Source organism: Pseudomonas sp. JS3066, assembly GCF_036328175.1.
GTDB lineage: Bacteria > Pseudomonadota > Gammaproteobacteria > Pseudomonadales > Pseudomonadaceae > Metapseudomonas.
Genome location: NZ_CP143312.1, coordinates 3,056,627 through 3,074,798, shown reverse-complemented (window position 1 = coordinate 3,074,798; position 18,172 = coordinate 3,056,627). Strand labels below are relative to the sequence as shown.

Annotated in this window: 33 protein-coding genes; 23 read left to right on the top strand and 10 right to left on the bottom strand. The window is 61.4% G+C overall.

Features of this window, described 5'->3' with window-relative positions; genetic code table 11:
* Window positions 1–23: 23 nt before the first annotated feature.
* A complete protein-coding gene (locus tag SA496_RS14380) occupies window positions 24–227 on the bottom strand; it encodes a hypothetical protein (protein ID WP_330113956.1) in 204 nt (67 codons plus the stop codon).
* A complete protein-coding gene (locus SA496_RS14375; RefSeq protein WP_330113955.1) occupies window positions 224–502 on the bottom strand; it encodes a hypothetical protein in 279 nt (92 codons plus the stop codon). Before SA496_RS14375 ends, SA496_RS14380 begins: the two co-directional genes overlap by 4 nt.
* A 931-nt stretch (window positions 503–1,433) precedes the next feature.
* On the opposite strand from SA496_RS14375, the gene SA496_RS14370 reads away from it, so the two are divergent.
* On the top strand, window positions 1,434–1,763 hold the full coding sequence (locus SA496_RS14370; protein WP_330113954.1) for a DUF1654 domain-containing protein: 330 nt from the start codon (window positions 1,434–1,436) through the stop codon (window positions 1,761–1,763).
* Between the two features lie 92 nt (window positions 1,764–1,855).
* On the top strand, window positions 1,856–2,098 hold the full coding sequence (locus tag SA496_RS14365; protein WP_330113953.1) for a hypothetical protein: 243 nt from the start codon (window positions 1,856–1,858) through the stop codon (window positions 2,096–2,098).
* Between the two features lie 299 nt (window positions 2,099–2,397).
* Here SA496_RS14365 and SA496_RS14360 read toward each other — a convergent pair whose 3' ends face one another.
* Together SA496_RS14360 and SA496_RS14355 are read right to left on the bottom strand one after the other, a co-directional pair.
* Window positions 2,398–2,643 (bottom strand): hypothetical protein, encoded by a 246-nt coding sequence (locus SA496_RS14360; RefSeq protein ID WP_330113952.1) that lies wholly within the window; start codon window positions 2,641–2,643, stop codon window positions 2,398–2,400.
* A 100-nt stretch (window positions 2,644–2,743) separates the two neighbouring features.
* Window positions 2,744–3,415, bottom strand: coding sequence for an SOS response-associated peptidase (locus SA496_RS14355; RefSeq protein WP_330113951.1), 672 nt, complete (start codon window positions 3,413–3,415; stop codon window positions 2,744–2,746).
* Window positions 3,416–3,719: 304 nt separating this feature from the next.
* On the opposite strand from SA496_RS14355, the gene SA496_RS14350 reads away from it, so the two are divergent.
* A complete protein-coding gene (locus SA496_RS14350) occupies window positions 3,720–4,070 on the top strand; it encodes a hypothetical protein (RefSeq protein WP_330113950.1) in 351 nt (116 codons plus the stop codon).
* Between the two features lie 40 nt (window positions 4,071–4,110).
* Here SA496_RS14350 and SA496_RS14345 read toward each other — a convergent pair whose 3' ends face one another.
* From SA496_RS14345 to SA496_RS14325, 5 genes are all read right to left on the bottom strand, one after another.
* Window positions 4,111–4,476: a hypothetical protein gene (locus SA496_RS14345; protein WP_330113949.1), complete on the bottom strand. Its 366-nt coding sequence runs from the start codon at window positions 4,474–4,476 to the stop codon at window positions 4,111–4,113.
* A 273-nt stretch (window positions 4,477–4,749) separates the two neighbouring features.
* Window positions 4,750–5,913: a hypothetical protein gene (locus SA496_RS14340; RefSeq protein ID WP_330113948.1), complete on the bottom strand. Its 1,164-nt coding sequence runs from the start codon at window positions 5,911–5,913 to the stop codon at window positions 4,750–4,752.
* A gap of 81 nt (window positions 5,914–5,994) precedes the next feature.
* A complete protein-coding gene (locus SA496_RS14335) occupies window positions 5,995–6,666 on the bottom strand; it encodes a hypothetical protein (RefSeq protein ID WP_330113947.1) in 672 nt (223 codons plus the stop codon).
* 9 nt (window positions 6,667–6,675) lie between these two features.
* Window positions 6,676–7,158 (bottom strand): hypothetical protein, encoded by a 483-nt coding sequence (locus SA496_RS14330; RefSeq protein WP_330113946.1) that lies wholly within the window; start codon window positions 7,156–7,158, stop codon window positions 6,676–6,678.
* Between the two features lie 26 nt (window positions 7,159–7,184).
* Complete coding sequence (locus SA496_RS14325; protein ID WP_330113945.1) at window positions 7,185–8,057, bottom strand: XRE family transcriptional regulator; 873 nt, start codon at window positions 8,055–8,057, stop codon at window positions 7,185–7,187.
* Between the two features lie 71 nt (window positions 8,058–8,128).
* On the opposite strand from SA496_RS14325, the gene SA496_RS14320 reads away from it, so the two are divergent.
* Complete coding sequence (locus tag SA496_RS14320; RefSeq protein WP_330113944.1) at window positions 8,129–8,344, top strand: transcriptional regulator; 216 nt, start codon at window positions 8,129–8,131, stop codon at window positions 8,342–8,344.
* On the opposite strand, the gene SA496_RS14315 is transcribed toward SA496_RS14320, so the two are convergent.
* Window positions 8,292–8,540, bottom strand: a complete 249-nt coding sequence (locus SA496_RS14315; protein ID WP_330115676.1) for a hypothetical protein — start codon at window positions 8,538–8,540, stop codon at window positions 8,292–8,294. The genes SA496_RS14320 and SA496_RS14315 overlap by 53 nt on opposite strands.
* A 69-nt stretch (window positions 8,541–8,609) precedes the next feature.
* Between SA496_RS14315 and SA496_RS14310 the strand changes: the two genes are divergently transcribed.
* The 19 genes from SA496_RS14310 (at window position 8,610) to SA496_RS14220 (ending at window position 18,157) form a co-directional block, all read left to right on the top strand.
* Window positions 8,610–9,080 carry a YmfL family putative regulatory protein gene (locus SA496_RS14310; protein ID WP_330113943.1) on the top strand — a complete coding sequence of 157 codons (471 nt, stop codon included), beginning with the start codon at window positions 8,610–8,612 and terminating at the stop codon, window positions 9,078–9,080.
* A gap of 2 nt (window positions 9,081–9,082) precedes the next feature.
* A complete protein-coding gene (locus tag SA496_RS14305) occupies window positions 9,083–9,280 on the top strand; it encodes a hypothetical protein (RefSeq protein WP_330113942.1) in 198 nt (65 codons plus the stop codon).
* Window positions 9,281–9,282: 2 nt separating this feature from the next.
* Window positions 9,283–10,083: a replication protein gene (locus SA496_RS14300; protein ID WP_330113941.1), complete on the top strand. Its 801-nt coding sequence runs from the start codon at window positions 9,283–9,285 to the stop codon at window positions 10,081–10,083.
* Window positions 10,076–11,455, top strand: a complete 1,380-nt coding sequence (gene dnaB, locus SA496_RS14295; RefSeq protein ID WP_330113940.1) for a replicative DNA helicase — start codon at window positions 10,076–10,078, stop codon at window positions 11,453–11,455. The genes SA496_RS14300 and dnaB overlap by 8 nt, the downstream gene beginning before the upstream one ends.
* Window positions 11,448–11,753, top strand: coding sequence for a hypothetical protein (locus SA496_RS14290; RefSeq protein ID WP_330113939.1), 306 nt, complete (start codon window positions 11,448–11,450; stop codon window positions 11,751–11,753). Before dnaB ends, SA496_RS14290 begins: the two co-directional genes overlap by 8 nt.
* On the top strand, window positions 11,746–12,204 hold the full coding sequence (locus SA496_RS14285) for a recombination protein NinB (protein WP_330113938.1): 459 nt from the start codon (window positions 11,746–11,748) through the stop codon (window positions 12,202–12,204). The genes SA496_RS14290 and SA496_RS14285 overlap by 8 nt, the downstream gene beginning before the upstream one ends.
* Window positions 12,201–12,377, top strand: coding sequence for a hypothetical protein (locus SA496_RS14280; protein ID WP_330113937.1), 177 nt, complete (start codon window positions 12,201–12,203; stop codon window positions 12,375–12,377). The genes SA496_RS14285 and SA496_RS14280 overlap by 4 nt, the downstream gene beginning before the upstream one ends.
* Window positions 12,377–12,979, top strand: a complete 603-nt coding sequence (locus SA496_RS14275) for a recombination protein NinG (protein ID WP_330113936.1) — start codon at window positions 12,377–12,379, stop codon at window positions 12,977–12,979. Before SA496_RS14280 ends, SA496_RS14275 begins: the two co-directional genes overlap by 1 nt.
* Window positions 12,976–13,104 (top strand): PSPA7_2676 family Cys-rich small protein, encoded by a 129-nt coding sequence (locus SA496_RS14270; protein WP_330113935.1) that lies wholly within the window; start codon window positions 12,976–12,978, stop codon window positions 13,102–13,104. The genes SA496_RS14275 and SA496_RS14270 overlap by 4 nt, the downstream gene beginning before the upstream one ends.
* Window positions 13,105–13,176: 72 nt before the next feature.
* The gene (locus tag SA496_RS14265) at window positions 13,177–13,767 is read left to right on the top strand and encodes a hypothetical protein (RefSeq protein WP_330113934.1); all 591 of its coding nucleotides are present in this window, start codon (window positions 13,177–13,179) and stop codon (window positions 13,765–13,767) included.
* Between the two features lie 248 nt (window positions 13,768–14,015).
* Window positions 14,016–14,174, top strand: coding sequence for a hypothetical protein (locus SA496_RS14260; protein ID WP_330113933.1), 159 nt, complete (start codon window positions 14,016–14,018; stop codon window positions 14,172–14,174).
* 92 nt (window positions 14,175–14,266) lie between these two features.
* Window positions 14,267–14,653, top strand: coding sequence for a hypothetical protein (locus SA496_RS14255; protein ID WP_330113932.1), 387 nt, complete (start codon window positions 14,267–14,269; stop codon window positions 14,651–14,653).
* 11 nt (window positions 14,654–14,664) lie between these two features.
* Complete coding sequence (locus SA496_RS14250) at window positions 14,665–14,832, top strand: hypothetical protein (protein WP_330113931.1); 168 nt, start codon at window positions 14,665–14,667, stop codon at window positions 14,830–14,832.
* A complete protein-coding gene (locus SA496_RS14245; RefSeq protein WP_330113930.1) occupies window positions 14,829–15,245 on the top strand; it encodes a cell wall hydrolase in 417 nt (138 codons plus the stop codon). The genes SA496_RS14250 and SA496_RS14245 overlap by 4 nt, the downstream gene beginning before the upstream one ends.
* A complete protein-coding gene (locus SA496_RS14240; RefSeq protein WP_330113929.1) occupies window positions 15,242–15,676 on the top strand; it encodes a lysis system i-spanin subunit Rz in 435 nt (144 codons plus the stop codon). Before SA496_RS14245 ends, SA496_RS14240 begins: the two co-directional genes overlap by 4 nt.
* Window positions 15,673–15,876: a hypothetical protein gene (locus tag SA496_RS14235; protein WP_330113928.1), complete on the top strand. Its 204-nt coding sequence runs from the start codon at window positions 15,673–15,675 to the stop codon at window positions 15,874–15,876. Before SA496_RS14240 ends, SA496_RS14235 begins: the two co-directional genes overlap by 4 nt.
* A gap of 1 nt (window position 15,877) precedes the next feature.
* Window positions 15,878–16,105, top strand: coding sequence for a hypothetical protein (locus tag SA496_RS14230; protein WP_330113927.1), 228 nt, complete (start codon window positions 15,878–15,880; stop codon window positions 16,103–16,105).
* Window positions 16,106–17,020: 915 nt separating this feature from the next.
* On the top strand, window positions 17,021–17,479 hold the full coding sequence (locus tag SA496_RS14225; RefSeq protein WP_330113926.1) for a hypothetical protein: 459 nt from the start codon (window positions 17,021–17,023) through the stop codon (window positions 17,477–17,479).
* A gap of 57 nt (window positions 17,480–17,536) precedes the next feature.
* Window positions 17,537–18,157 (top strand): putative metallopeptidase, encoded by a 621-nt coding sequence (locus tag SA496_RS14220; protein ID WP_330113925.1) that lies wholly within the window; start codon window positions 17,537–17,539, stop codon window positions 18,155–18,157.
* Window positions 18,158–18,172: the final 15 nt, after the last annotated feature.

Here is an 18,172-nt window from a genome sequence, read left to right as displayed (position 1 = left end):
TTTCAGGCTTCCGGCGATGATGGTCATGCGACCTCCTGTCGTTTCTTCTCGTCGAACCGCGCATACCGGGCGGCGTTCAGGGCCAAGTCGCTGAGCCGGACGTGCTGCTCATAGGGCAGCATCGAGGCCATGCCGATGGCGATGCCGAAGTTCACCCCGGCCTGGTAGTGGTCGGGGTCGCCACGGCGAACCGTCCACAGCGCCTTCAGGATGCGATCCGTGCTCATGCTGCCTCCCGCTCGTCGTTCAGTTGATCCCAGAGCTTTTGCTCGATGGCTTCGGCGTATTGCTCGGCCACCGCCGCGCAGCCATTGCGGCCCAGGTCTTGCGGGTTCTCGTCGTGCTCGTCGTAGATCAGGCCGGACACGACCTCGAACTCCATTTCCTGATAGCCGTAGTAGTCCCAGTCACTGTCCCAGGTGTGCGGATTGGCCGGGACGACCATGCAACGGGTTATCTCGACCTGTAGCTCGTACTGGTCGAGGCAAACGGTTCTGTTCATGGGGTAATCCTCGCGGCTGCGTGGATGGGGAATAGGTGCCGGCGAACCGGCAAAAAGGCGCGGGGTGAGCGCGCAAAAGGTGGAGCGGGGAGGGTGCAGGCGCCGGCACTGCCCGGACGTTTCTGGTCTGGCTCTAGAAGCCCCGCGAATCGCCTGCGTGAATTCGTGCTGGCCATCCGTGGCCAGGCTTACTCGTTGGCGTTTGATGCCTGGGCATCCCAGAGCCGCCTCGCAAGAAGCGGCTCCAGTGATGCTGTCGCTCATCAAGGCGCTCCGTGCCCGCTGCTAATTGCAGGCCGTGAGTGTCGGTTGGGTGGCTGCGGGGCTTCCTGTTCACGCCGCTCGATCAGCGTTGCGACGTGGTCGTCGGTAGATACAACCTGCTGCGTACAGCCCCTGGCGCCGACTGATGTAGGCACACAGCAGGAGGTCCGGCGCCATTCATCGCCGAAGCTTGGGGCGCTAATTCGATTCGTTCTCTCCCCAGGCGCCTCGCGCTCGGCCCTCATTGCCGATGCCTGCCTCGCTCTACTGGAGCTCACAGGTGCTTGCCTGGTTCGCGCCGTCGCATGGGCTTCGGCGGCTGCGCATCTCGTCGCAGCGCGGGAGGGAATGTTTTGCGCCCATCTGTACCGGCGAACCGGGATTCCCTCGGGCGGATCTTGGCGGTGGTAAAGAACGTGCGCTCGGTGGCGGCTTGGTCTTGCTGCCGGCGCGTTTGCGTTCGGCTTGGTGGTAAAGCTACAACGCAAAATTGTAGCTTGCAAGTCTAAGTTGTAATTTTCTTCGAGCGAAAGTTGTAAGCGGCGACGGGTGGCGCTGGGATGTGGATGCCCAGGAACTGCTTCTGGAATGGGATGCGGGGGTCTGGGCTTGCCGTAAGACGATTCAGAAATTACTGTATTGATATACAGCAAAAGGAGAGGCGCCCATGGCCAAGCAGAAAACCCCGAAGCAATCCGAACGTCGCGAACTCACCGGCCTGGAAAAGCTGGGGCTCCGGGTATCCGCAATGATCAATTCACCTAAGGCGCAGGCGGAGCACTGCGTGACGGTTCACCGGCTGGACACGGATTCGGACGAGGCCTGGAATGCAGTGATTGAGTTGCTGGCCGAAGAAGACGGGATCGACATGACCTTCAACGACGACGGCAGCGTGAAGCTGCGTTGGCACCTGGAGAGCGAGAACGATCAGCAAGCCGAGGAGCTGGCGCCCGTGGATGAGATGGTCGTGCAGAACCTGGCCGAGGCGCCATTCTGATGCTCGGCCGGTCAAGCGGGGCGCTGAGTGGCGAATGGGGCAGGCGTTCGGCCGGGTTACACTGGCGACCCAGTCATCATGCCGGAGTCCCCATGTCCTATAACCTCGCCAACCTGCCGAAGGATGAGCGCCAAGTCCAAGAGGACGAGAAGGGGCGCCTGTTCGAGTTCTGGCAACTGAACAACGAGCGCGCGAAGGGCGAGGCAGGGCGTATCTGGTCGGAGAAGGACAAGCGGAAATCGAAGTGGCAGGACTGGGCGGCCGAGCAGATCGACGCCCTCAACCCGCCGGAGTACCAGAGCCTGGTGAAGCGCGAACTCGCACGGATGGGGTAGGGCGGCGCCCCTCTTACCCGAGCTTACTTCGGTGTGTGCGTTTTGGGCGGGTCGGCCAAGTCGGCAATTGACTGGGAAATGGTATCTGCATTGCTCAGCAGGGTATGCAACCGCGACCTCACACTGTTCGCGATCTCTGGCTGCCCGCACTGTTCTGCCCAACTGGCGAGCTCAGCGATAGCACAGGCTAGGGAGGCCTGATTTTGTCCGATCCGGTAGAGCGCAGCGTGGATATTCTCCCGGTCTGACATAGTTCTTCCTCCGCTGTTGGTGGCGGCATAGGAAGGCTAGTTCACCGGTCAGCATTCAGCGGAGCTGAACCAGGGCCTGCCGCGCTCATCGATCTGTTTCAGCTTGTTCAGGGCGTCTTCGGCTGCCTGGCTGGCATCCGAACGGCGTACGAAGTAGGAGCGGTCATAGACCTGGTGAAAGCGAGGTTCGTCCTCACTGTTGTGCGGCTGGATGGCGACGAAGGCTAGTACGTGATCGCCGTTGATGCGGGTTTCGGTCCAGGCGGAATGCCCTGGGAAGTCTCGTCTGTTCATGGCGGCCTCCGGCAGGTGCGTCTCAGGTGGGCGGACACCCAATATGGACTCCAGTAGAAGAGTGGTCGAGGAAACCCGACGAAGGGCCTCCACACAGCCGTCAGATTGGCTCGACCAGACTGGGGTAATCGTTGCGCACATTGCCCACGGCCGGGTCGACCTTGAACCACTCGAAGATCTCCGACAGTTCTCCTTGCTGCAGAATCATCGCTTCGGCGCGTTCCTTCGGCGTGGCTGGGTCGAGCCATTCCTGGGCGAGGGCAGGGGAGAACACCACTGGCCGGCGGTCGTGGATGTCGACCATGCCGCCCTGGCTGTCGGCGGTGATGATCACGAAGCCGCCGTGTTCGCTGGGCTCCTGTGTGGCGCCCGGGAACTGGCCGATGCTGGCGCAGAAGCTCGGCGCCCCATCCCGCCGACGGATGAAGTAGGGCTGCTTCTTCGGACCACCCTCGTTCACCCATTCGAACCAGCCATCAATGGGGCAGAGCGCCCGGTGCGGCCAGATCGCGCGGAAGAAGGGCCCGTGGGCAACCTTCTCGGCCCTGGCGTTGATCGGCGCCGGCTTGTCCTTTGCCCAGTGCGGCCGCCAACCCCAGTGCACCCGCTGCGCCACCAGGTCATCGCCCTCCAGGTTCAGCAGGCGCGCCTTCGCCGTCGGCGGCAGGTTGTAGCGGGGTACCGATTCCTCGACGGTGACGGGATCGGACCAGATGTTGATCAGCGCGACGATCTCACTGAAGGGGCCGAACTGGGCGATGCGGCCGCACATGGCCTTGTCCTATCCAGGGTGGAGGGGAAAGGTTAGCCCAGAAACACAAAACCCCGCGCGAGCAGGGGCGGGGTTCTGTGTATGGGGCTGATCCTTCAGCTGAGATTCACCCTGCACCCGAGCAAGTGAAAATCTCGTGAAGACCCAGCTATTCCTTGCGGGTTTTCCTCGATCGCAAGAGTAGGGCAGAGCGCAAACCAAGCACCATCGGACGGTTCCGGCTGAAGAGTAGGAGGGCGCCGCTATTGGCAGGGCTGGAGTCATGCGGCAGGATGGCGGCTCTTTGCCAATTGAGAGCCAGGGAATGGATATCACTGCGATCGAAAGAAATGTCAGGCTCTATGGGCTTCCTGTCTTCCTCACGCTGATGGGGCTTGCAGGGATGCTACTGATCGGTCTGTCCTCCCCCGCAACAACTCCAATTGATCACGTGCTTGCGCCTTTGAAGCGTGCTGCCTTCCTTGGCGCTGCCGGGTTTGCTGTGGTCGGGGCCATATGGTGGGCTCGTAACGCTTGGCTGAAGTACCGCTGGATACGAGGCGAGCTGGATGGCGGCTGCCATCACTGCGGTGGCGTAATGCGCCAGCTGAAGGGGCGATGGGGCGCTTACAGCAAATGCCTGATGTGCGGAAACACTCGCAAGGGCTGGCACTGAGCCAGAAACGAAAAGCCCTGCTCAATAGCGGGGCTTTGGGTTACTGGCTGGGGGCTGGCGGCTTCTGCCTCTCCAGCAAAACGCGCATTTCGGTCAGGCCCTTATTCATCTCTTTGACATCGTCACCGATGCTCTTCACATCCTCGCGAATGTAGCCGCTGAAGCGAGCGTTCTCTTCCTTCTGCATGGATAGGCCCCATTGAATGACGCCTAGGAAGATTCCCAGCACGGCTATAGCTGTACCGATGGCCCACCACTTCGCGTGTGAAAGCTCTGAGCGCAGATCCCCTACATCCATTCTGAGGTCATTTAGGGACTGCTGGATACGCTCAGTTCTTGCATCGACCCTGTCCTCTAGGAACTCAAGCCGTCTTTCCATCTTTTGCTGTGCTGTGGGCTCTGCCATGGTCGTACGCACTCGGGCCAGGTGGCCGCTTTGAGGTATCTCCAGCAAAGATAGTCGAGGCAGAAACGAAAAGCCCCGCTTGGTGGCGGGGCGTTATCTCAGTGGAGCTGGGCCATTGGTGGAGCCCCAGTGAACAGTATGCGAACCGGGTGCCCTTCCCATTCCTCCACTACAAGCATTGGCTTTGGAGGGCAGAATACGAGCACTGTCAGCTCAGCTGGATCACGTTGATCATTAACCACCACGTTGGCTGTTCCTTCAGGCAGGTTCAGCCTACGCAGTAACGTTGCTGCTGCTTGACGGCTGTTCATTTGCTAGCTCCGAGTTGTGTCCTGACACTAGCGTCATATTGAAAAGGTCGAGAATTTTGTCGATAGGGAGAATGTAGGACACATTGCCACCGCCCGCGAAGACAACTCCGACCGCTCTCGAGCCATCGGCAGTCACAACGAGGGACCCGCTGTCGCCACCTTCAGAAAAGGTGTTTCCGCCGTCGCCCTGAACCGCCCATACGCCAGAGAAATACACTATAGACTGGAATTTGCTGGACTTGTACGGGATGAAGAACGGGACAACCATCTCACCCAAAACTGTGCCAGCCCTCAATCCTGTCGTTCTGCCAACCTTCTTAACCCTTAGTCCCGCATGTAAGGGAAGAGTTTCAGCAGGAGTGTCATAGAAACCGTTACCTTGCATCGAGGAGACGCGATCTGGCTCGGTGATCAAGAAGATAGCTGCGTCAGTTTCTTGAAGGCTGATCTGGTTTGGATCTCCGCTGTGAAGCGGAACCAAGGCGAAGTGGGATCCTATGGCCAACGGCGGCGGGCTTGATGGGGTGGCATCCAGCGGGGAGGGGCTAAGAATGTGCATACCTGGAGGGGTATGGTTGCATTCGCCGGTGACGTGGTTGTTCGAAAAGCCAACGAGCCGACCATCTGCTAGGCGAGCTAGAAAACCAAGCGTGCCTGCGTCAAACACTTGACTGGATGTTACCGAGGAGCCGCAGGCAATTTTCCCTCCATGCGAGAACCAAACGGGTGATCCCGAAGATCCCGAAAATGGAATGGCTGGAGGATTGACCTCCACCGTGGTTTTCCCGGTGTATGTGATCTCAATCTCGTGAACACGTTTCGGCAGCTTCTTGTCGATCTGAGATGAGATTGCATTCTTGCAGAGGATAGAAACGGCACCATTCTCGCCATCAGCGGTAATCGCCGTGATTTTCAATCGATGCAGAGCTTGAGAGATTCGTCTGGCCGAGTCTGCATCCGTATCGAAGATTCGCTCCAGCGGCATAACCTCCGCTGCAGGCGCTACCTCTCGGAACGCCAATGCTCCATGCCTTCGAGCCCATTCATGGAGAGCTCTACCGAAGGTCATCGCATCGAGCGCCGCTTCACCAGGCCGATCAACAGCTGGCAGCTCTATTGTTGTCATTTCCCCATTCATCCCTTGGCCTCATTCGTGCGATCTGGCTTAGAGTCTCTCAGTGTTCCGTGTTCCAATCTCGTGGCCCCGTTACTGCCCCACAATCTCCCGATACCGCCGCTGGTACTCCTCGTAGCTCAGGCCTTCCCGGTTGAGCTGCTCCAGCTGTTGCTCGCGCGACTGGGCTGGCGCTGCAGATGAGGAGGTAACTGTTGCCTGGCTGGAGCCGGGAATCTCCTTGGCCGCTCTGATCTCGTCCACCATGTCCTTGGCGATCGCCTGCACCTGCACGTCGGTCATGGCCGAGAAGACGCCCTCCCAAGCAGAGGAGGAGGTGTTGTAGTTCCGTTCTCCGTATTGCTGCGCCGTCTGGGCATCAAGATAAGTCACCTCGGCATTTACCCAGGCATTGCCGGTCCAGAAGCCGAAAGAGGCACGCTTGGACTCGGTGACATAGCGGAAATCGGAAACGTCGATCACCACAAGCAGTCCTTGAGTGGTGCCGGACCTGACCTCGCCGGCCTGTTCGGATACCGCGAGACCGTAGGTCGACGCTTCGCTCTGCAGTGCGGCCCGCCATGCTGATTTCAGGCGTGCCCAGTCGGCGCTTCCTGTAACTTTCCCCGCACCCTTGAAATTAATGACCAGCTGGGACTTGGCGTCCGCTGGTATCTGTAGCGGCTGAGAAACCTCCTCCTTGGTCATGTTGGCGGCGCAACCGGAGATGGCTAGAGCAGCGAGAACGATGGCAATAGCGCGCATGGCAAATTCCTACTTGGTGACGATAACGCGAGCTTCCTGTCCTTCCTCAACAGTCACCGGCGACAGGAGGTGGCCGCCTTGTTTGGAAAGTCCCCACTGCGTAGGGGCTTCCCAGCTCACGCTGCCAATCACGTAATAGGAGCCACCTGGAACTTTCTCGAAACGGAAGCTGCCAGTGCCATCTGTAAGCATGCGCCGGGAGTACTCCTTCACCCGCGGATCAGGAGCGGTGATAGGGCGGTCCTGCTGGTAGGCCTCGAGTAGTGGGGTTGTGTAGCTTGTGACGGGGACGAGTACGACTTCGGTACCCGCTCCGTACTTCACATCCCCACCTCGGGTCTTCATGAAAATCTGGCCGGCGATGGTGCTGGTACCGGTTTTCGGAAGTGCCTGGTACTCGGAAACCGGGAAAGTTCCGAACTCGATCGGCTTAGGCGCTTGCGCGCACCCAGCCATCAATGTCAGAGCAAGTAGCGGAACAACGGCGCGCATCGGCGACCTCCTTGTCTTGTTGTCGGCTAAACCTTCATCCCTCGCCACACATAGAGCACCCGGGCATGGATGGTCACTTCATCCACATGCACCACGCGATCCTTGTGCTTGGGGTTGTCGGAAATCAGGTCGAAATGATCGGTGTCAGCTTTTTGCAGGCGCTTGATATAGAGGTGGTCGTCCCAGGTCAGGACGTAGATGCCATCGCCAGCGAACTCCGTCACGCCACGATCAACGATCAGCGGGTCCTTGTCCTCGATGGTGCCAGCCATGGACTGACCCCAGCCGGTGATGATCGAGAGATTGGCGGGGGAGGTGTACTCCAGGCCCAGCTTCTCCAGCTGCGGGCCACTGACCACCACGTTGCGCACGAACTCGGCGTAGTCGGCCGGCACCTGGCCGTGGCCCATGCTGGCCCGCACGTCGTACTGTGGAATCAGGATGTCGCCGTCCACAAGCCGGGGCGGGCGGGGAAAGTCCCCGGCGATGACATTGCTCGGCCTCTCTTGCGTGGTCTCGACGAGATTCTCGGCTACGGCCTGAGCAATACGCTCCCGAGCCTCGTCGTTCAACCCTTTGCCAGCGTGCTTCTTCAGCATCTCGAGGACCATGCTGGCAGCAGATGACTTGCCCGCTCCCGTCGCCAAGGTCAGGGATGTTTGCGCTGTGTCGCCAACCAATGTGGAAACGGTGACGCCTAGCGCGTCAGCAATTTCCCCCAGTCGCTTGGGGCGAGGGACGTTCTTGTCGGACTCCCAGGCCTGAACGGATTGCGGGGTAACTCCCAGCAACCTTCCAAGTTCGGACTGGTTGAGTCCTTTGTGTTCGCGCGCAGCCGCGATGCGGGTACCGATCGTCTCCATGCGCGCAACGATACAACCAGCGGTTGTAACAAGCATTGCAATTCTCGCTTGTAAAATTGCCTCTCTGATTGTAACTTTGAGTTGTAATCAACCAGTTGAGGCGCCCCATGAAAGAGAACGCCGCCACGCGTGCAGCCGTAGCAGCCGGAGGCCAGTCAGCTCTGGCTCGGGTGCTTGGCTGCACCCCACAAGCCGTACAGCGCATGTGTGCGACTGGCCGCGTGCCTGCTGAGCGAGTGCTTCAGATTGAGGCCGCCACGGCGGGCAAGGTCACTCGCCATGAATTGCGACCCGATCTGTACCCAGTTGATTCAGCCGCCTAACCGCCAGCGAAGTCGCTGCGCGGGCGAACCCGGCTTGCCCGGATTCGTCGAGTTGATCGCGGATCAGGTCCGCACGGTTTTCAAAGGCTGCCGGTAGTCGCAGCTGAGAGGAGAGGGGCAGCACCTGGATCAGGGCTGCCACGTAGCAACGAAGGGCGAGTAGTTCGCCGCGTAATTCGGAAAGGTCGGTCGGCATGGGGGACTCCCTGTCGGTTGATCGATGGAAGCCAGTTTGGGCGGATCGCCTCAAGGGAAAAACTAGGAAATGAGCAAACGACTGCTAGACACCCGAAGGGAAGTGATGAAAGCGGTAACCCGCGAATTCCCGGGCGGCCATGACTGCGCCGCCACGCTCCTCAGCCTCAAACCCAAGCGCCTCGCCAACCAGGTCTATGAAACCGCCGGCTGCACGCCACTGAGCGATCTGGAGATATTCGCCCTCGAGCAGGTCACCGGCACCCATCACCTCCCGGACTACGTCTGCCAGCTGTACGGCGGCGTGTTCATGCCGCTGCCGGTGGTGGAGGAGCTGGACAACGTCGACCTGCACTCGCGCTCCATCGACGCGGCGGCCAAGCGCGGCAAGGTTGACATGTTGATTGCCGAGTTCCTGGCGGACGGCGTGATCGACAAGGAGGAGGCCGAGGAAATCCTTGCGGTGCATCGCAAGTACCTGGCCGCCAGAAGCTCCGAGGTGCACGCCACGCTGGCGTTGTACGGCAAGCAGGACGCCTAGCCGTGAACGCCCAGGTCGAGCTGCTGAGCAAGGAGGCCCACCAGGCTCTCGCGATGCTGCATGCCCGGGCGATTCGCGGGCTGTATTCCGAAGCGAAGAAACAAGAAAGCCGCAGGCTTGTTTGTCAGCACCTGCGGCTTTCTCTTGCTCATCCCCCGGTTGCAGCCGGGGAGCGCGCACAGCAATACATGGAGACCTGAGTATGAGCAACGTTGTTCAGTTGAACAAGTCCCAGGGGTTCACCCGCATGGACAATGACCTGTATGAGGCCCTGATTGGGGCCGAACTGTCGGGCAGGGAACTCCGGGTTGCCCTGGCTATCCACCGCCTGACAGTGGGTTACAACGTGGAGGAGGCGCGCATTGCCGCTTCCGTGATCGCGGAGATGTCGGGTATCGCCCGCGAGGACGTTTCCCGCGCCATCTGCGAGCTGATCCGTCAGCGCGTGGTCTACCGCACCGGGGGTAGTCGGAGCCCGATGGGTTTCGCTCCGGTTGCCGAGTGGGCCATCGACCAGAAGAACACCCATCCGAGCAAGCCGAAAGCAGTGCCACAGTGTGGCGTTTCCACCACTTCCATAGTGGCGTTTCCACCACACAATAAAGACAGTAAAGACATTCTGGTTCCTTCGGAACCTGTCGGCGCCGAGCGCCAACCGGAGCAGGGCGATCTGATTTCCGAACCTGTTCGCCAGCCGGCCAAGGTCGAAGCCTGCCCCCACCAGGCCATTGTCGACCTGTTCCACGAGATCCTGCCGGAACTCCCCTCGGTCGCCCTGCTCAACAAGACCCGTATCCAGCAGCTCCAGGCCCGGTGGCGTGAGAGCAAGGTTCACCGCGACCTGGACTTCTGGCGCGAGTACTTCGGGATGGTCAAATCCTCCGACTTCCTGATGGGCAAGGTTCGTGGCCGTGGAGGCGACAAGCCGTTCCGCGCCTCCTTCGACTGGCTGATCGCCCCCCGCAACTTCGTGAAGGTCGTGGAGGGCAACTACCATGCGTGACCCCTACAGCCTCGAAGCGGAGCACGGCGTCCTGGGCGCCATGCTGCAGCGCCCGGAACTGATTGACCTGCTGTCCGCCGACCTGCGCGCCGAAGACTTCCACTTCGCCGAGAACGCCGAGGTCTACCGCGCCATCCTGGCTTTGCAATTCGCCAACAAGCCGGTGGACTTCCTCACCGTAGCCGAACAGGTGCAGTCCCTGCCCAGCGGCGACGCACCGCTGGCCTACTGCGCCGAGATCGTGCAGAACACGCCCAGCGTGGCGAACGCCAAGGCCTATGCCGAGATCGTTCGCGAGCGTTCCATGGACCGCGCCCTGATTCTCTGCGGTGATCGCCTGGCCGAGATTGCCCGGGGCGACCAGCCGACCGCCGAGAAGGTGGCCGCCGCCCAGGCCGAGGTGCTGGCCCTGGACGCAGAGACCGCCACGGCGGAAGTGGTTGCTGCGGCTGACGTGTTGCGCGCTCACCTGCCGGTACTGGAACGCCGGGAAGAACTGAAGGGCGAACTCGACGGACTCAGCACTGGTATTTCCGACCTCGACGAGAAGCTGCAGGGACTGAAGCCTGAACAGCTGATCATCATCGCCGGCCGGCCCGCCATGGGAAAAACCACGCTGGCGATGAACATCGCCGGGCACAACGCCATCCGCGCCAAGAAGCAGGTGCTGGTGGTCAGTCTGGAAATGAGCAACGGCCAACTGATGGACCGCTTTCTCGCTGCCGAGGGGAAGATCCCGCTGCAGGACATCAAAAGTGGTCGTGGCGGGGTGGGCGACAACGGCATACGCCTGACCGCCGCCGCCGGCAAGATCAGCCAATCCGGACTGCACCTGTCGGAGCGCCCCGGCCTGACCATGCCGCGCATCCGCGCTATGGCGCGCCGCCACAAGCGCCGCTATGGCCTGGACCTGCTGGCCATCGACTACCTGCAGCTGGTCGACGAGGACGGCGGCACCGGCAACCGCGTGCAGGAAGTCAGCGCCATGACCCGCGCCGCCAAGCTGATGGCGCGCGAGCTGCAGGTGCCAGTAGTCCTGCTCTCCCAGCTCAACCGAGGCCTGGAAAGCCGGCCGAACAAGCGCCCGGTGTGCGCCGACCTGCGCGAGTCCGGCTCCATCGAGCAGGACGCCGACATCATCCTCTTCGTGTACCGGGACGAGGTCTACCACCCCGAGACCGAATACAAGGGCGTGGCCGAGATCATCATCGGCAAGGGCAGGGACATAGAGATCGGCACCGTCCGCACTGCCTTCCTGGGCAAGTACAGCCGGTTCGAGCAGCTGGCACCGGACTGGGAAGAGCCAACCCCAACCCCGCCGCCAAGCCGCTCTATGGCCAGCCGCTACGGCAAGGAGCCCGCCCATGCCTGACATTCACGCCTTCCTGTCCGCTCTGCGCGAACTGCACCCGGATATGGCCCGCTGGGGCCTTCACGGCGGCTGCTTCCGCGTGTACCTGGCGCTGAAGCAGGTCTTTCCCCAGGCAGAGCCCTGGTACGACGGCGAGCACGTCCTGACCAAGATCGGCGATGCCTGGTTCGACATCCGCGGCGAGGTCCAGCCCGACCGACATATCCGCATGGACCCGCTGTGCTTCAACCGCGCCTACGACTGGCAGATGCCGGCCATGACCGCTGAGGCGGCCATGCGGGAGGTGAGCCATGGCTGAGAAAATCCGCCTCTCCCAGATCAGCGACCTTGCCGCACTGCAGGCCGCCATCCGCCGTAAGGGCTTCCCCTGCAACGTGGCCATTACCGGCGCCGGCCGCAGCCTTCCGCAGAACGCCCTGTTCCATAAATGGTGCGAGGAGATCGCCCAGTTCTTCGTCCGCATGGGCAAGACCACTTTCGCCACCGGCGCGCCGATGAACATGGAGAACGTGAAGCGGAACCTGAAGCAGACCTTCCTGGGCGAGGAGGTTGTCCGCGACATCAACCTGAAGACAGGCGAAGTCACCGAGCGCCACGAGCTGCGCCACACCAGCCAGCTCGACAAGGGCGCCATGCACGCCTTCATGACCTGCGTGGACAAGTGGGCAACGGAGCACGGCATCTACCTGCCGCACCCGGAGGACAGCGAGTACATGCGCATGCAGCGCGAGTTCGGGGAGGCGGCATGAGCATCTTCAAGCATGTCTGGTGGGCGATCCGATACGGCGAATGGTGCGCCGGCCTGGATCGCGACTGGGGCAAGAAGGAGGGCGAGACCTTCTTCTACTGCCGACCGATGTACTACGACGGCCATCATTGCTATGTCCGCTTCGGTTGGCTCTGGTTCGGGGTGTCCTACTGATGATCACCTCCCGCCAGCCCCGCCCGAAGAAGTGCCAGAACATCGCCTGCGGGAGCAAGTTCGTCCCGCAGCGCCTGGGGCAGCGAGTATGCAGCCCAGCCTGTGCACTGGCGACCAAGGACGTCCACGCCGAGCGCGCTCGCAAGGCCATTCAGGATCGCGAGCGGAAGGAACTGAAGGTCCGCAAGGAGAAGCTGAAGAGCCGTTCGGACCATCTCCGCGAGGCTCAGCAGGCATTCAACGCCTACATCCGCGAGCGCGACCGCCATCAGCCCTGCATCAGCTGCGACTCGACCACCAACGACGCCGGCCTGATCACCGGCAGTCGCTGGGACGCCGGCCACTACCGGTCGACCGGTTCCTGCCCGGAACTGCGCTTCGAGCCCATGAACGTGCACAAGCAGTGCGTCCGCTGCAATCGGGACCTGTCCGGCAACGCCGTGGAGTACCGCATCCGCTTGGTTCTGCGCATCGGCGCCGATCGGGTTGCGTGGCTGGAGGGGCCGCACGAGGCACAGCGCTACACCATCGAGGAACTGAAGGGCATCAAGGCCAAGTACCGGGCCCTGGTGCGTGAACTGAAGAAGGGAGAAGTCGCATGAGCTGGAAATGCCTGTTCTTCGGTTGCTGCTGGGGCGGCGCCTACACCTGGCACAGCCTGGGCGAGCGCTTGCAGACCTGCACCTGCCGCCGTTGTGGGGCCACGCGGACGGAGACTGCGGTTTGACGTTGGCTGAGTACGTCGCCTGGAACATGGCGATCTTGAGGGAATACGGGTTGATCAAGGGGGAGAAGGACCATGCGACTGAATAGCGCGAGAACTGCCTGGCACGATTGCCTCTATTCGCAGTGGAACAGCAACGCGGCGCACTTCGCCATGATCCAGGAGCTGGGCGTCGGGGTGCAGAAGACCGAGCTCGATAACTCGGTGGGCATTTGCGCGCACCGGGCCCTGGCTGGGCGCATCCAGTCGGCTATCGCCACGCTGCCGCGCCGGCTCCAACTGTTCGGCCACCACATGTACGCTCCGGGCGAGAGTGACGATCTGCGGGAGGAGGCGGAGGACCTGGTGTTTGAGCTGGCCTACAGCCGGGGCGAGCGCATGTACGCCAAGCGCATCCCCAAGGCCCAGGCGGTCGCCGCCGGCGTGCTCCACCGGTACCGCCGTATGCACCAGGGCGGCCAGAGCGCGGCGGCCGACCCGCTGCCATCTCCGGAAGGCTTCCGCGCCTGGGTACTGGACGAGCGCGGCGTGATGCTGGCCAGTGAGTCTTGGGCTAGGGAGTGGGGCGGTTTCGTCTCGGCCTGCTTCCTGGCTTGCGACGACCTGGACAAGCAGGCGCTGATTCCTGTCTCCACCGCCATCAGCCTGATGCTGGAGGCTGCGTGAAATTGTTTCGTTATAACCTTGCTAAAAATCTCGGCTGGCTGTACGCTTTTCCCATAACTCGAACTTCCCCCTAACGAAGTTCAATCCAAAGCCCTGGCCGAAACGCCGGGGCTTTTTTGTGGGCTCTTGATTCCTGGCGCGCGTTGTAGATAATTTTCAGTGGGCGTGATGAACGCCTACCTGCCTGATGGTGGGAACCTTGCGTAGCCCGGTCTTTTGGCCGGGCTTTTTCATTTCTGGAGTCCGGAATGACGCTCGAGCACCGCATCAAGCGCTGGTACTACGAAGCGCAGCGACGCGGCATCCAGCTCGAGCGAATCCTGATCCATCCCGATGACCTTGCCGAAGCGCTGGCGCTGTCTCCATGGCTGCCAATTCAAGTGCTCGGCTCAAGTTTCTGCCGCTGACCTGTCACCACCTCCCCCGGCGGGAAGGCGGCGCCCATTCCACGCAATGCCATGGCAGGCGACTTCTGCAGGGCTCCTTGATGAGAGTGAACATGACTGAGCCGGCTACCACTGCTGCTGGCGGCATTGCCCTGTACAAGCTGGGCGCCTTCGGCTTTGCCGCTGCCATGGCGGCGATTGTCGTGATGGCGCTGACCCTGCCGAAGACCGCCCGCGAGTTCGTGGTCGCCCTGATCTGCACCCTGATTGCCTCGATTGGTGGCGGCGCCGCCGTGATCAAGGGCTTCGGGCTGATGACCTGGGCGGATGACCTATTTGGCCTGTGCGCACTGCTCGGCCTGGTGTTCGCCTGCGGGCTCCCCGGATGGGTCCTGATTCGCGGCTTCTTCGCCTATGCCGAGTACCGAAAGTCAGGGCAGAGCTTCATCAAGATGCTGCAAGACCTGATGGGTGTGGTTCGAGCTGCCGTCTTCAAGTGAGGACGGTTGCCGTGGTCGTTCATGCGCTGCTGCTGGCTCTGTTCCTGCTGGGCTTCATCTTCTGGCGGCTGTCCTTCACCACCAATGACGTGCTCGTCGCCTACATCCGCTGGGGCACGGGCTTCTTCTGCTTCGCGGTCGGCATCGTCGGCAGCTTGATCTACTGGTACCTGACATGAAAGCTACTGACGCCGAGCTCGATATCCTCGCCAAAACGCTGTTCGGTGAGGCTCGCGGCGAGGGATTCGGCGGCATGGTTGCCGTCGCCCACGTGATCCTCAATCGGGTCAAGCTCAATGGCTGGATGGGCAAGTCGATCATCGGCGTGTGCCAGAAGCCCTGGCAGTTCAGCTGCTGGAACGGCAACGACCCGAATTCCGTGTACCTACGTGGCGGCAAACCGATTCCGAGCGGCGAGTACATGCGCGCCCGTGAGGCCGCTGTCGCAGCCGTGGAAGGCCACGAGCCCGATCCCACCGCCGGCGCTACCCACTACTACGCCAAGAGCATGAAGACTCCTCCGGCCTGGGTGAAGGGCGCCAAGCCCACCGTCACCATCGGCAATCATCGGTTCTTCAAGGATGTGCCGTGATCCGCATCCTGGCCGCTGCCTGCGCTGTCCTCGCCTTGGGCCTGGCCGTCTGCGCCTGGTTGCTGGATGAGAAGGGCGAGGCGCTGGCCAATGCTCGTGGCGAGGTCGCCCAGCTCCAAGCCGATGCCGACTTCTTCGAACGCGCGATCCAAGCCCGCGACAGCGTCGACCACCAGTTCCAGGAGGCCCTTGGCAATGTCCAGGCTGAGCACGACCACCTTGCTGATGGCATTCGCACTGGCAAGTACCGCGTGTACGTCAACGCCAAGTGCCCAGTGTCGAACCCCGGCACCGCCGGCAGCGTTGATGCAGGAAGAACCGAGCTTGATCCCGCTGATGGACAGCGTGTTGCAGATCTCCGGGCCGGCATCCAGCGACTAGAAGCCAAGGTGAAGGGGCTGCAGAGCCACATTCGCGAGGTGTGCAAGTGAGCAACGTCGTCGGCCTGGCAGATAACGGACTGACCCCAGCCCTTCGCCACGCCCTGGAGCGCTTGCAGCAAGAGCTGTGGGACGCCCTCGACAAGGCTGCAGATGCTGGCGCCCCGGCTGGGCTTCTGGTCGGGCAACTGGAGTTCATGAAGGCCGCTATCATCGACCAGAACTTCCGGAGCGTGGAGCGCGAGGGCTGAGATGGCCGATTCTTTCTACCGCTGGCCCTGTGGCATGTTCGAGAACATTGGCGGCCCCTGGTCGGTCATGCGCTATCGCCCGATGGCCTGTACGCCGGCTGGTGACGTCGTGATCACTGTTGACTCCAAGGAGGCCTGTGATCGCATCGTCGCTGAGCTGATGACGCGTGACCCTGAGCCCTCACTGGAAGAGGCTCAGATGCTGGCAAGCGAACTGGCCGGCCAATGAACAATGTTGCCGACCTCGGCGAACGCCTGCCCCAGGTGGTCGTCCAGCTCCCCGGTGCCGTCCACCTGATCCCCGTGACCCTGCCGGCGATGACGTCATCGCCGGCAGGGTAGAGGCCAGCATCCTGACCGAGCCGGTTCTGCGCCGGATCGTGGGGGAGTGGCTGCAATTCACACAGGCCAATCAGGGCTGACGGCAATGGCCTATGGGGCAAACACGCTACTGGAGCACCCCGAGAGGTCGAAGTCATCTGATGGGTCGGCAAGCCATCCCATCGCCTTGAGCACCTTTGCGCTGTCCATGGACGTCAGAAAGGGGGTTTGCGCTTTATCGAGCTGCGCAGGGGCGAGGGCCGGGGCGCAGCTGTTGGCTCGTAGGACGTGTTCCCTGAGCATGAAAATTGTCGAGCGATGCCTCCCGTCGAAGATTCTGAAATGGCGTGCTGACAGCCTTACCGTTTCGATGATTGGCAATTTGAATTCGCAGCAATCTATGACCCCGCGGTAGATAGTGCTGAGCTTACCGTGATTTCCGTATCCATCAATTCTGGGGTTGGAGACAAAGTTGTACGCTGCTTCGCCGCTCATAAAGACAATCGTGGGGGCTTTGTCTTCGTCGCTGACCTTGTCGAGGTGCCTCGAATCAATGATGTACTGGCAGTCGTTCCGGTCAGTAAGTCGAATTGGAAGAGCCAAAGTAACCTCGGTTCTGTGATGGGTAGACGTCCATTATCTGGATTTGCCCGCCGCAGGCAAAGCAAGCCTCGAAGGTCCCAATGAATGCCGATGCCTTCGGCCACTATCGGCCAGTTCGCCGAGGGCGAGGCCTGGGCAGATGCCTACATCTGAGCGCACTAGCTAGTTCGGAGGCTGAGCCATAGGCATACTCCAGGTTCGTCTAGAACAGGAGGTTGTCATGGCGTTCAAGGTTTTCGGAGATCAAGAATTCGACAAAGTCCGGCACGCGGTTGCGGAATCGCAACGGATCAAGCAGCGTGCCAAGACCTTAATGGAGAACATCCGAGCCGTTTGTGAGTCGGAATATCCCAAGGAAAGCTGGGGTATTGAGCTACAGATTGGCGAAGATGGAAACGTAGGTATCCAGACTCCCTATGGTCGCGGCAGAGCGAGGCTTGTGATGTCCTTGGGTGAGAACGGAACTCAAGGCATCTATCGCATCGAGCGTGAAGCCTTGAACTGCCTGGACCAATCCGAGTGGCGCCATGTGTGGTCGATCCGGCTGGATGGGAAGGGGTTGTACCCAGCCAACGATCCAAATACGCGGATGCAGTTCGGCGGCTTCCGTGATGATGACAACTACGCCGAGCTTGCCCTGTCGATTCTCTATGCCATCGCCTGCGGCCACGAGCAGTAGTTCCTGATGGAGTTGCAAGCCCCGCCGAGTGCGGGGCTTTTCATTTGAGCTAAAACAATGCGCCCACTTCCTCCCGCCACCATCGGCCAGTTCGCCGAGGGCGAGGCCTGGGCAGATGCCTACATCCCGGCACCTGAGGTGCTGGAGTGGGTCATGGCCACCTTCATCCAGGAGGATGGCGAACTCTTCAACGAGGACCACGCCCACCTGCAGGATGCGCCGATCGCCTTCCTCTGGGCGGCCTCCGGGTTCGAGAAGCAGGGCCGCTACGTGCTGGGCCAGGCCGAGGAAGTCACCTTCCGCTGTGGTCCTTGGCAGAAGGGCCGGCAGGAACAGCAGATGCTCCGCTGGTATGGGTTCGCCCCGACCTTCCTCATCACCCTGGCCGCTGACTACTGCGCCGAGTGCTCGGACGCCGAGTTCTGCGCCCTGGTGGAACACGAGCTTTATCACATCGCCCAGGCGCTCGATCAATACGGCGAGCCCAAGTTCACCGAGGACGGTCTGCCCAAGCTGAAACTCCGGAGCCATGACGTCGAGGAGTTCGTCGGTGTGGTTCGCCGCTACGGTGCCAGCGAGGGCGTGAAAGCCCTGGTCGAGGCGGCCAGCAACCCGCCCGAGGTGGCGAAGATCAACATCGCGAGGGCCTGCGGAACCTGCCTGCTGAAGTCGGCCTGATATTCGGACAGGCAT

Bases quoted from the DNA above. Each gene is read 5' to 3' on its own strand.
- SA496_RS14380 (WP_330113956.1), bottom strand. From the start codon at position 227: ATGAGCACGGATCGCATCCTGAAGGCGCTGTGGACGGTTCGCCGTGGC.
- SA496_RS14375 (WP_330113955.1), bottom strand. From the start codon at position 502: ATGAACAGAACCGTTTGCCTCGACCAGTACGAGCTACAGGTCGAGATA.
- SA496_RS14370 (WP_330113954.1), top strand. From the start codon at position 1,434: ATGGCCAAGCAGAAAACCCCGAAGCAATCCGAACGTCGCGAACTCACC.
- SA496_RS14365 (WP_330113953.1), top strand. From the start codon at position 1,856: ATGTCCTATAACCTCGCCAACCTGCCGAAGGATGAGCGCCAAGTCCAA.
- SA496_RS14360 (WP_330113952.1), bottom strand. From the start codon at position 2,643: ATGAACAGACGAGACTTCCCAGGGCATTCCGCCTGGACCGAAACCCGC.
- SA496_RS14355 (WP_330113951.1), bottom strand. From the start codon at position 3,415: ATGTGCGGCCGCATCGCCCAGTTCGGCCCCTTCAGTGAGATCGTCGCG.
- SA496_RS14350 (WP_330113950.1), top strand. From the start codon at position 3,720: ATGGATATCACTGCGATCGAAAGAAATGTCAGGCTCTATGGGCTTCCT.
- SA496_RS14345 (WP_330113949.1), bottom strand. From the start codon at position 4,476: ATGGCAGAGCCCACAGCACAGCAAAAGATGGAAAGACGGCTTGAGTTC.
- SA496_RS14340 (WP_330113948.1), bottom strand. From the start codon at position 5,913: ATGACAACAATAGAGCTGCCAGCTGTTGATCGGCCTGGTGAAGCGGCG.
- SA496_RS14335 (WP_330113947.1), bottom strand. From the start codon at position 6,666: ATGCGCGCTATTGCCATCGTTCTCGCTGCTCTAGCCATCTCCGGTTGC.
- SA496_RS14330 (WP_330113946.1), bottom strand. From the start codon at position 7,158: ATGCGCGCCGTTGTTCCGCTACTTGCTCTGACATTGATGGCTGGGTGC.
- SA496_RS14325 (WP_330113945.1), bottom strand. From the start codon at position 8,057: ATGCTTGTTACAACCGCTGGTTGTATCGTTGCGCGCATGGAGACGATC.
- SA496_RS14320 (WP_330113944.1), top strand. From the start codon at position 8,129: ATGAAAGAGAACGCCGCCACGCGTGCAGCCGTAGCAGCCGGAGGCCAG.
- SA496_RS14315 (WP_330115676.1), bottom strand. From the start codon at position 8,540: ATGCCGACCGACCTTTCCGAATTACGCGGCGAACTACTCGCCCTTCGT.
- SA496_RS14310 (WP_330113943.1), top strand. From the start codon at position 8,610: ATGAGCAAACGACTGCTAGACACCCGAAGGGAAGTGATGAAAGCGGTA.
- SA496_RS14300 (WP_330113941.1), top strand. From the start codon at position 9,283: ATGAGCAACGTTGTTCAGTTGAACAAGTCCCAGGGGTTCACCCGCATG.
- dnaB (WP_330113940.1), top strand. From the start codon at position 10,076: ATGCGTGACCCCTACAGCCTCGAAGCGGAGCACGGCGTCCTGGGCGCC.
- SA496_RS14290 (WP_330113939.1), top strand. From the start codon at position 11,448: ATGCCTGACATTCACGCCTTCCTGTCCGCTCTGCGCGAACTGCACCCG.
- SA496_RS14285 (WP_330113938.1), top strand. From the start codon at position 11,746: ATGGCTGAGAAAATCCGCCTCTCCCAGATCAGCGACCTTGCCGCACTG.
- SA496_RS14280 (WP_330113937.1), top strand. From the start codon at position 12,201: ATGAGCATCTTCAAGCATGTCTGGTGGGCGATCCGATACGGCGAATGG.
- SA496_RS14275 (WP_330113936.1), top strand. From the start codon at position 12,377: ATGATCACCTCCCGCCAGCCCCGCCCGAAGAAGTGCCAGAACATCGCC.
- SA496_RS14270 (WP_330113935.1), top strand. From the start codon at position 12,976: ATGAGCTGGAAATGCCTGTTCTTCGGTTGCTGCTGGGGCGGCGCCTAC.
- SA496_RS14265 (WP_330113934.1), top strand. From the start codon at position 13,177: ATGCGACTGAATAGCGCGAGAACTGCCTGGCACGATTGCCTCTATTCG.
- SA496_RS14260 (WP_330113933.1), top strand. From the start codon at position 14,016: ATGACGCTCGAGCACCGCATCAAGCGCTGGTACTACGAAGCGCAGCGA.
- SA496_RS14255 (WP_330113932.1), top strand. From the start codon at position 14,267: ATGACTGAGCCGGCTACCACTGCTGCTGGCGGCATTGCCCTGTACAAG.
- SA496_RS14245 (WP_330113930.1), top strand. From the start codon at position 14,829: ATGAAAGCTACTGACGCCGAGCTCGATATCCTCGCCAAAACGCTGTTC.
- SA496_RS14230 (WP_330113927.1), top strand. From the start codon at position 15,878: ATGGCCGATTCTTTCTACCGCTGGCCCTGTGGCATGTTCGAGAACATT.
- SA496_RS14225 (WP_330113926.1), top strand. From the start codon at position 17,021: ATGGCGTTCAAGGTTTTCGGAGATCAAGAATTCGACAAAGTCCGGCAC.
- SA496_RS14220 (WP_330113925.1), top strand. From the start codon at position 17,537: ATGCGCCCACTTCCTCCCGCCACCATCGGCCAGTTCGCCGAGGGCGAG.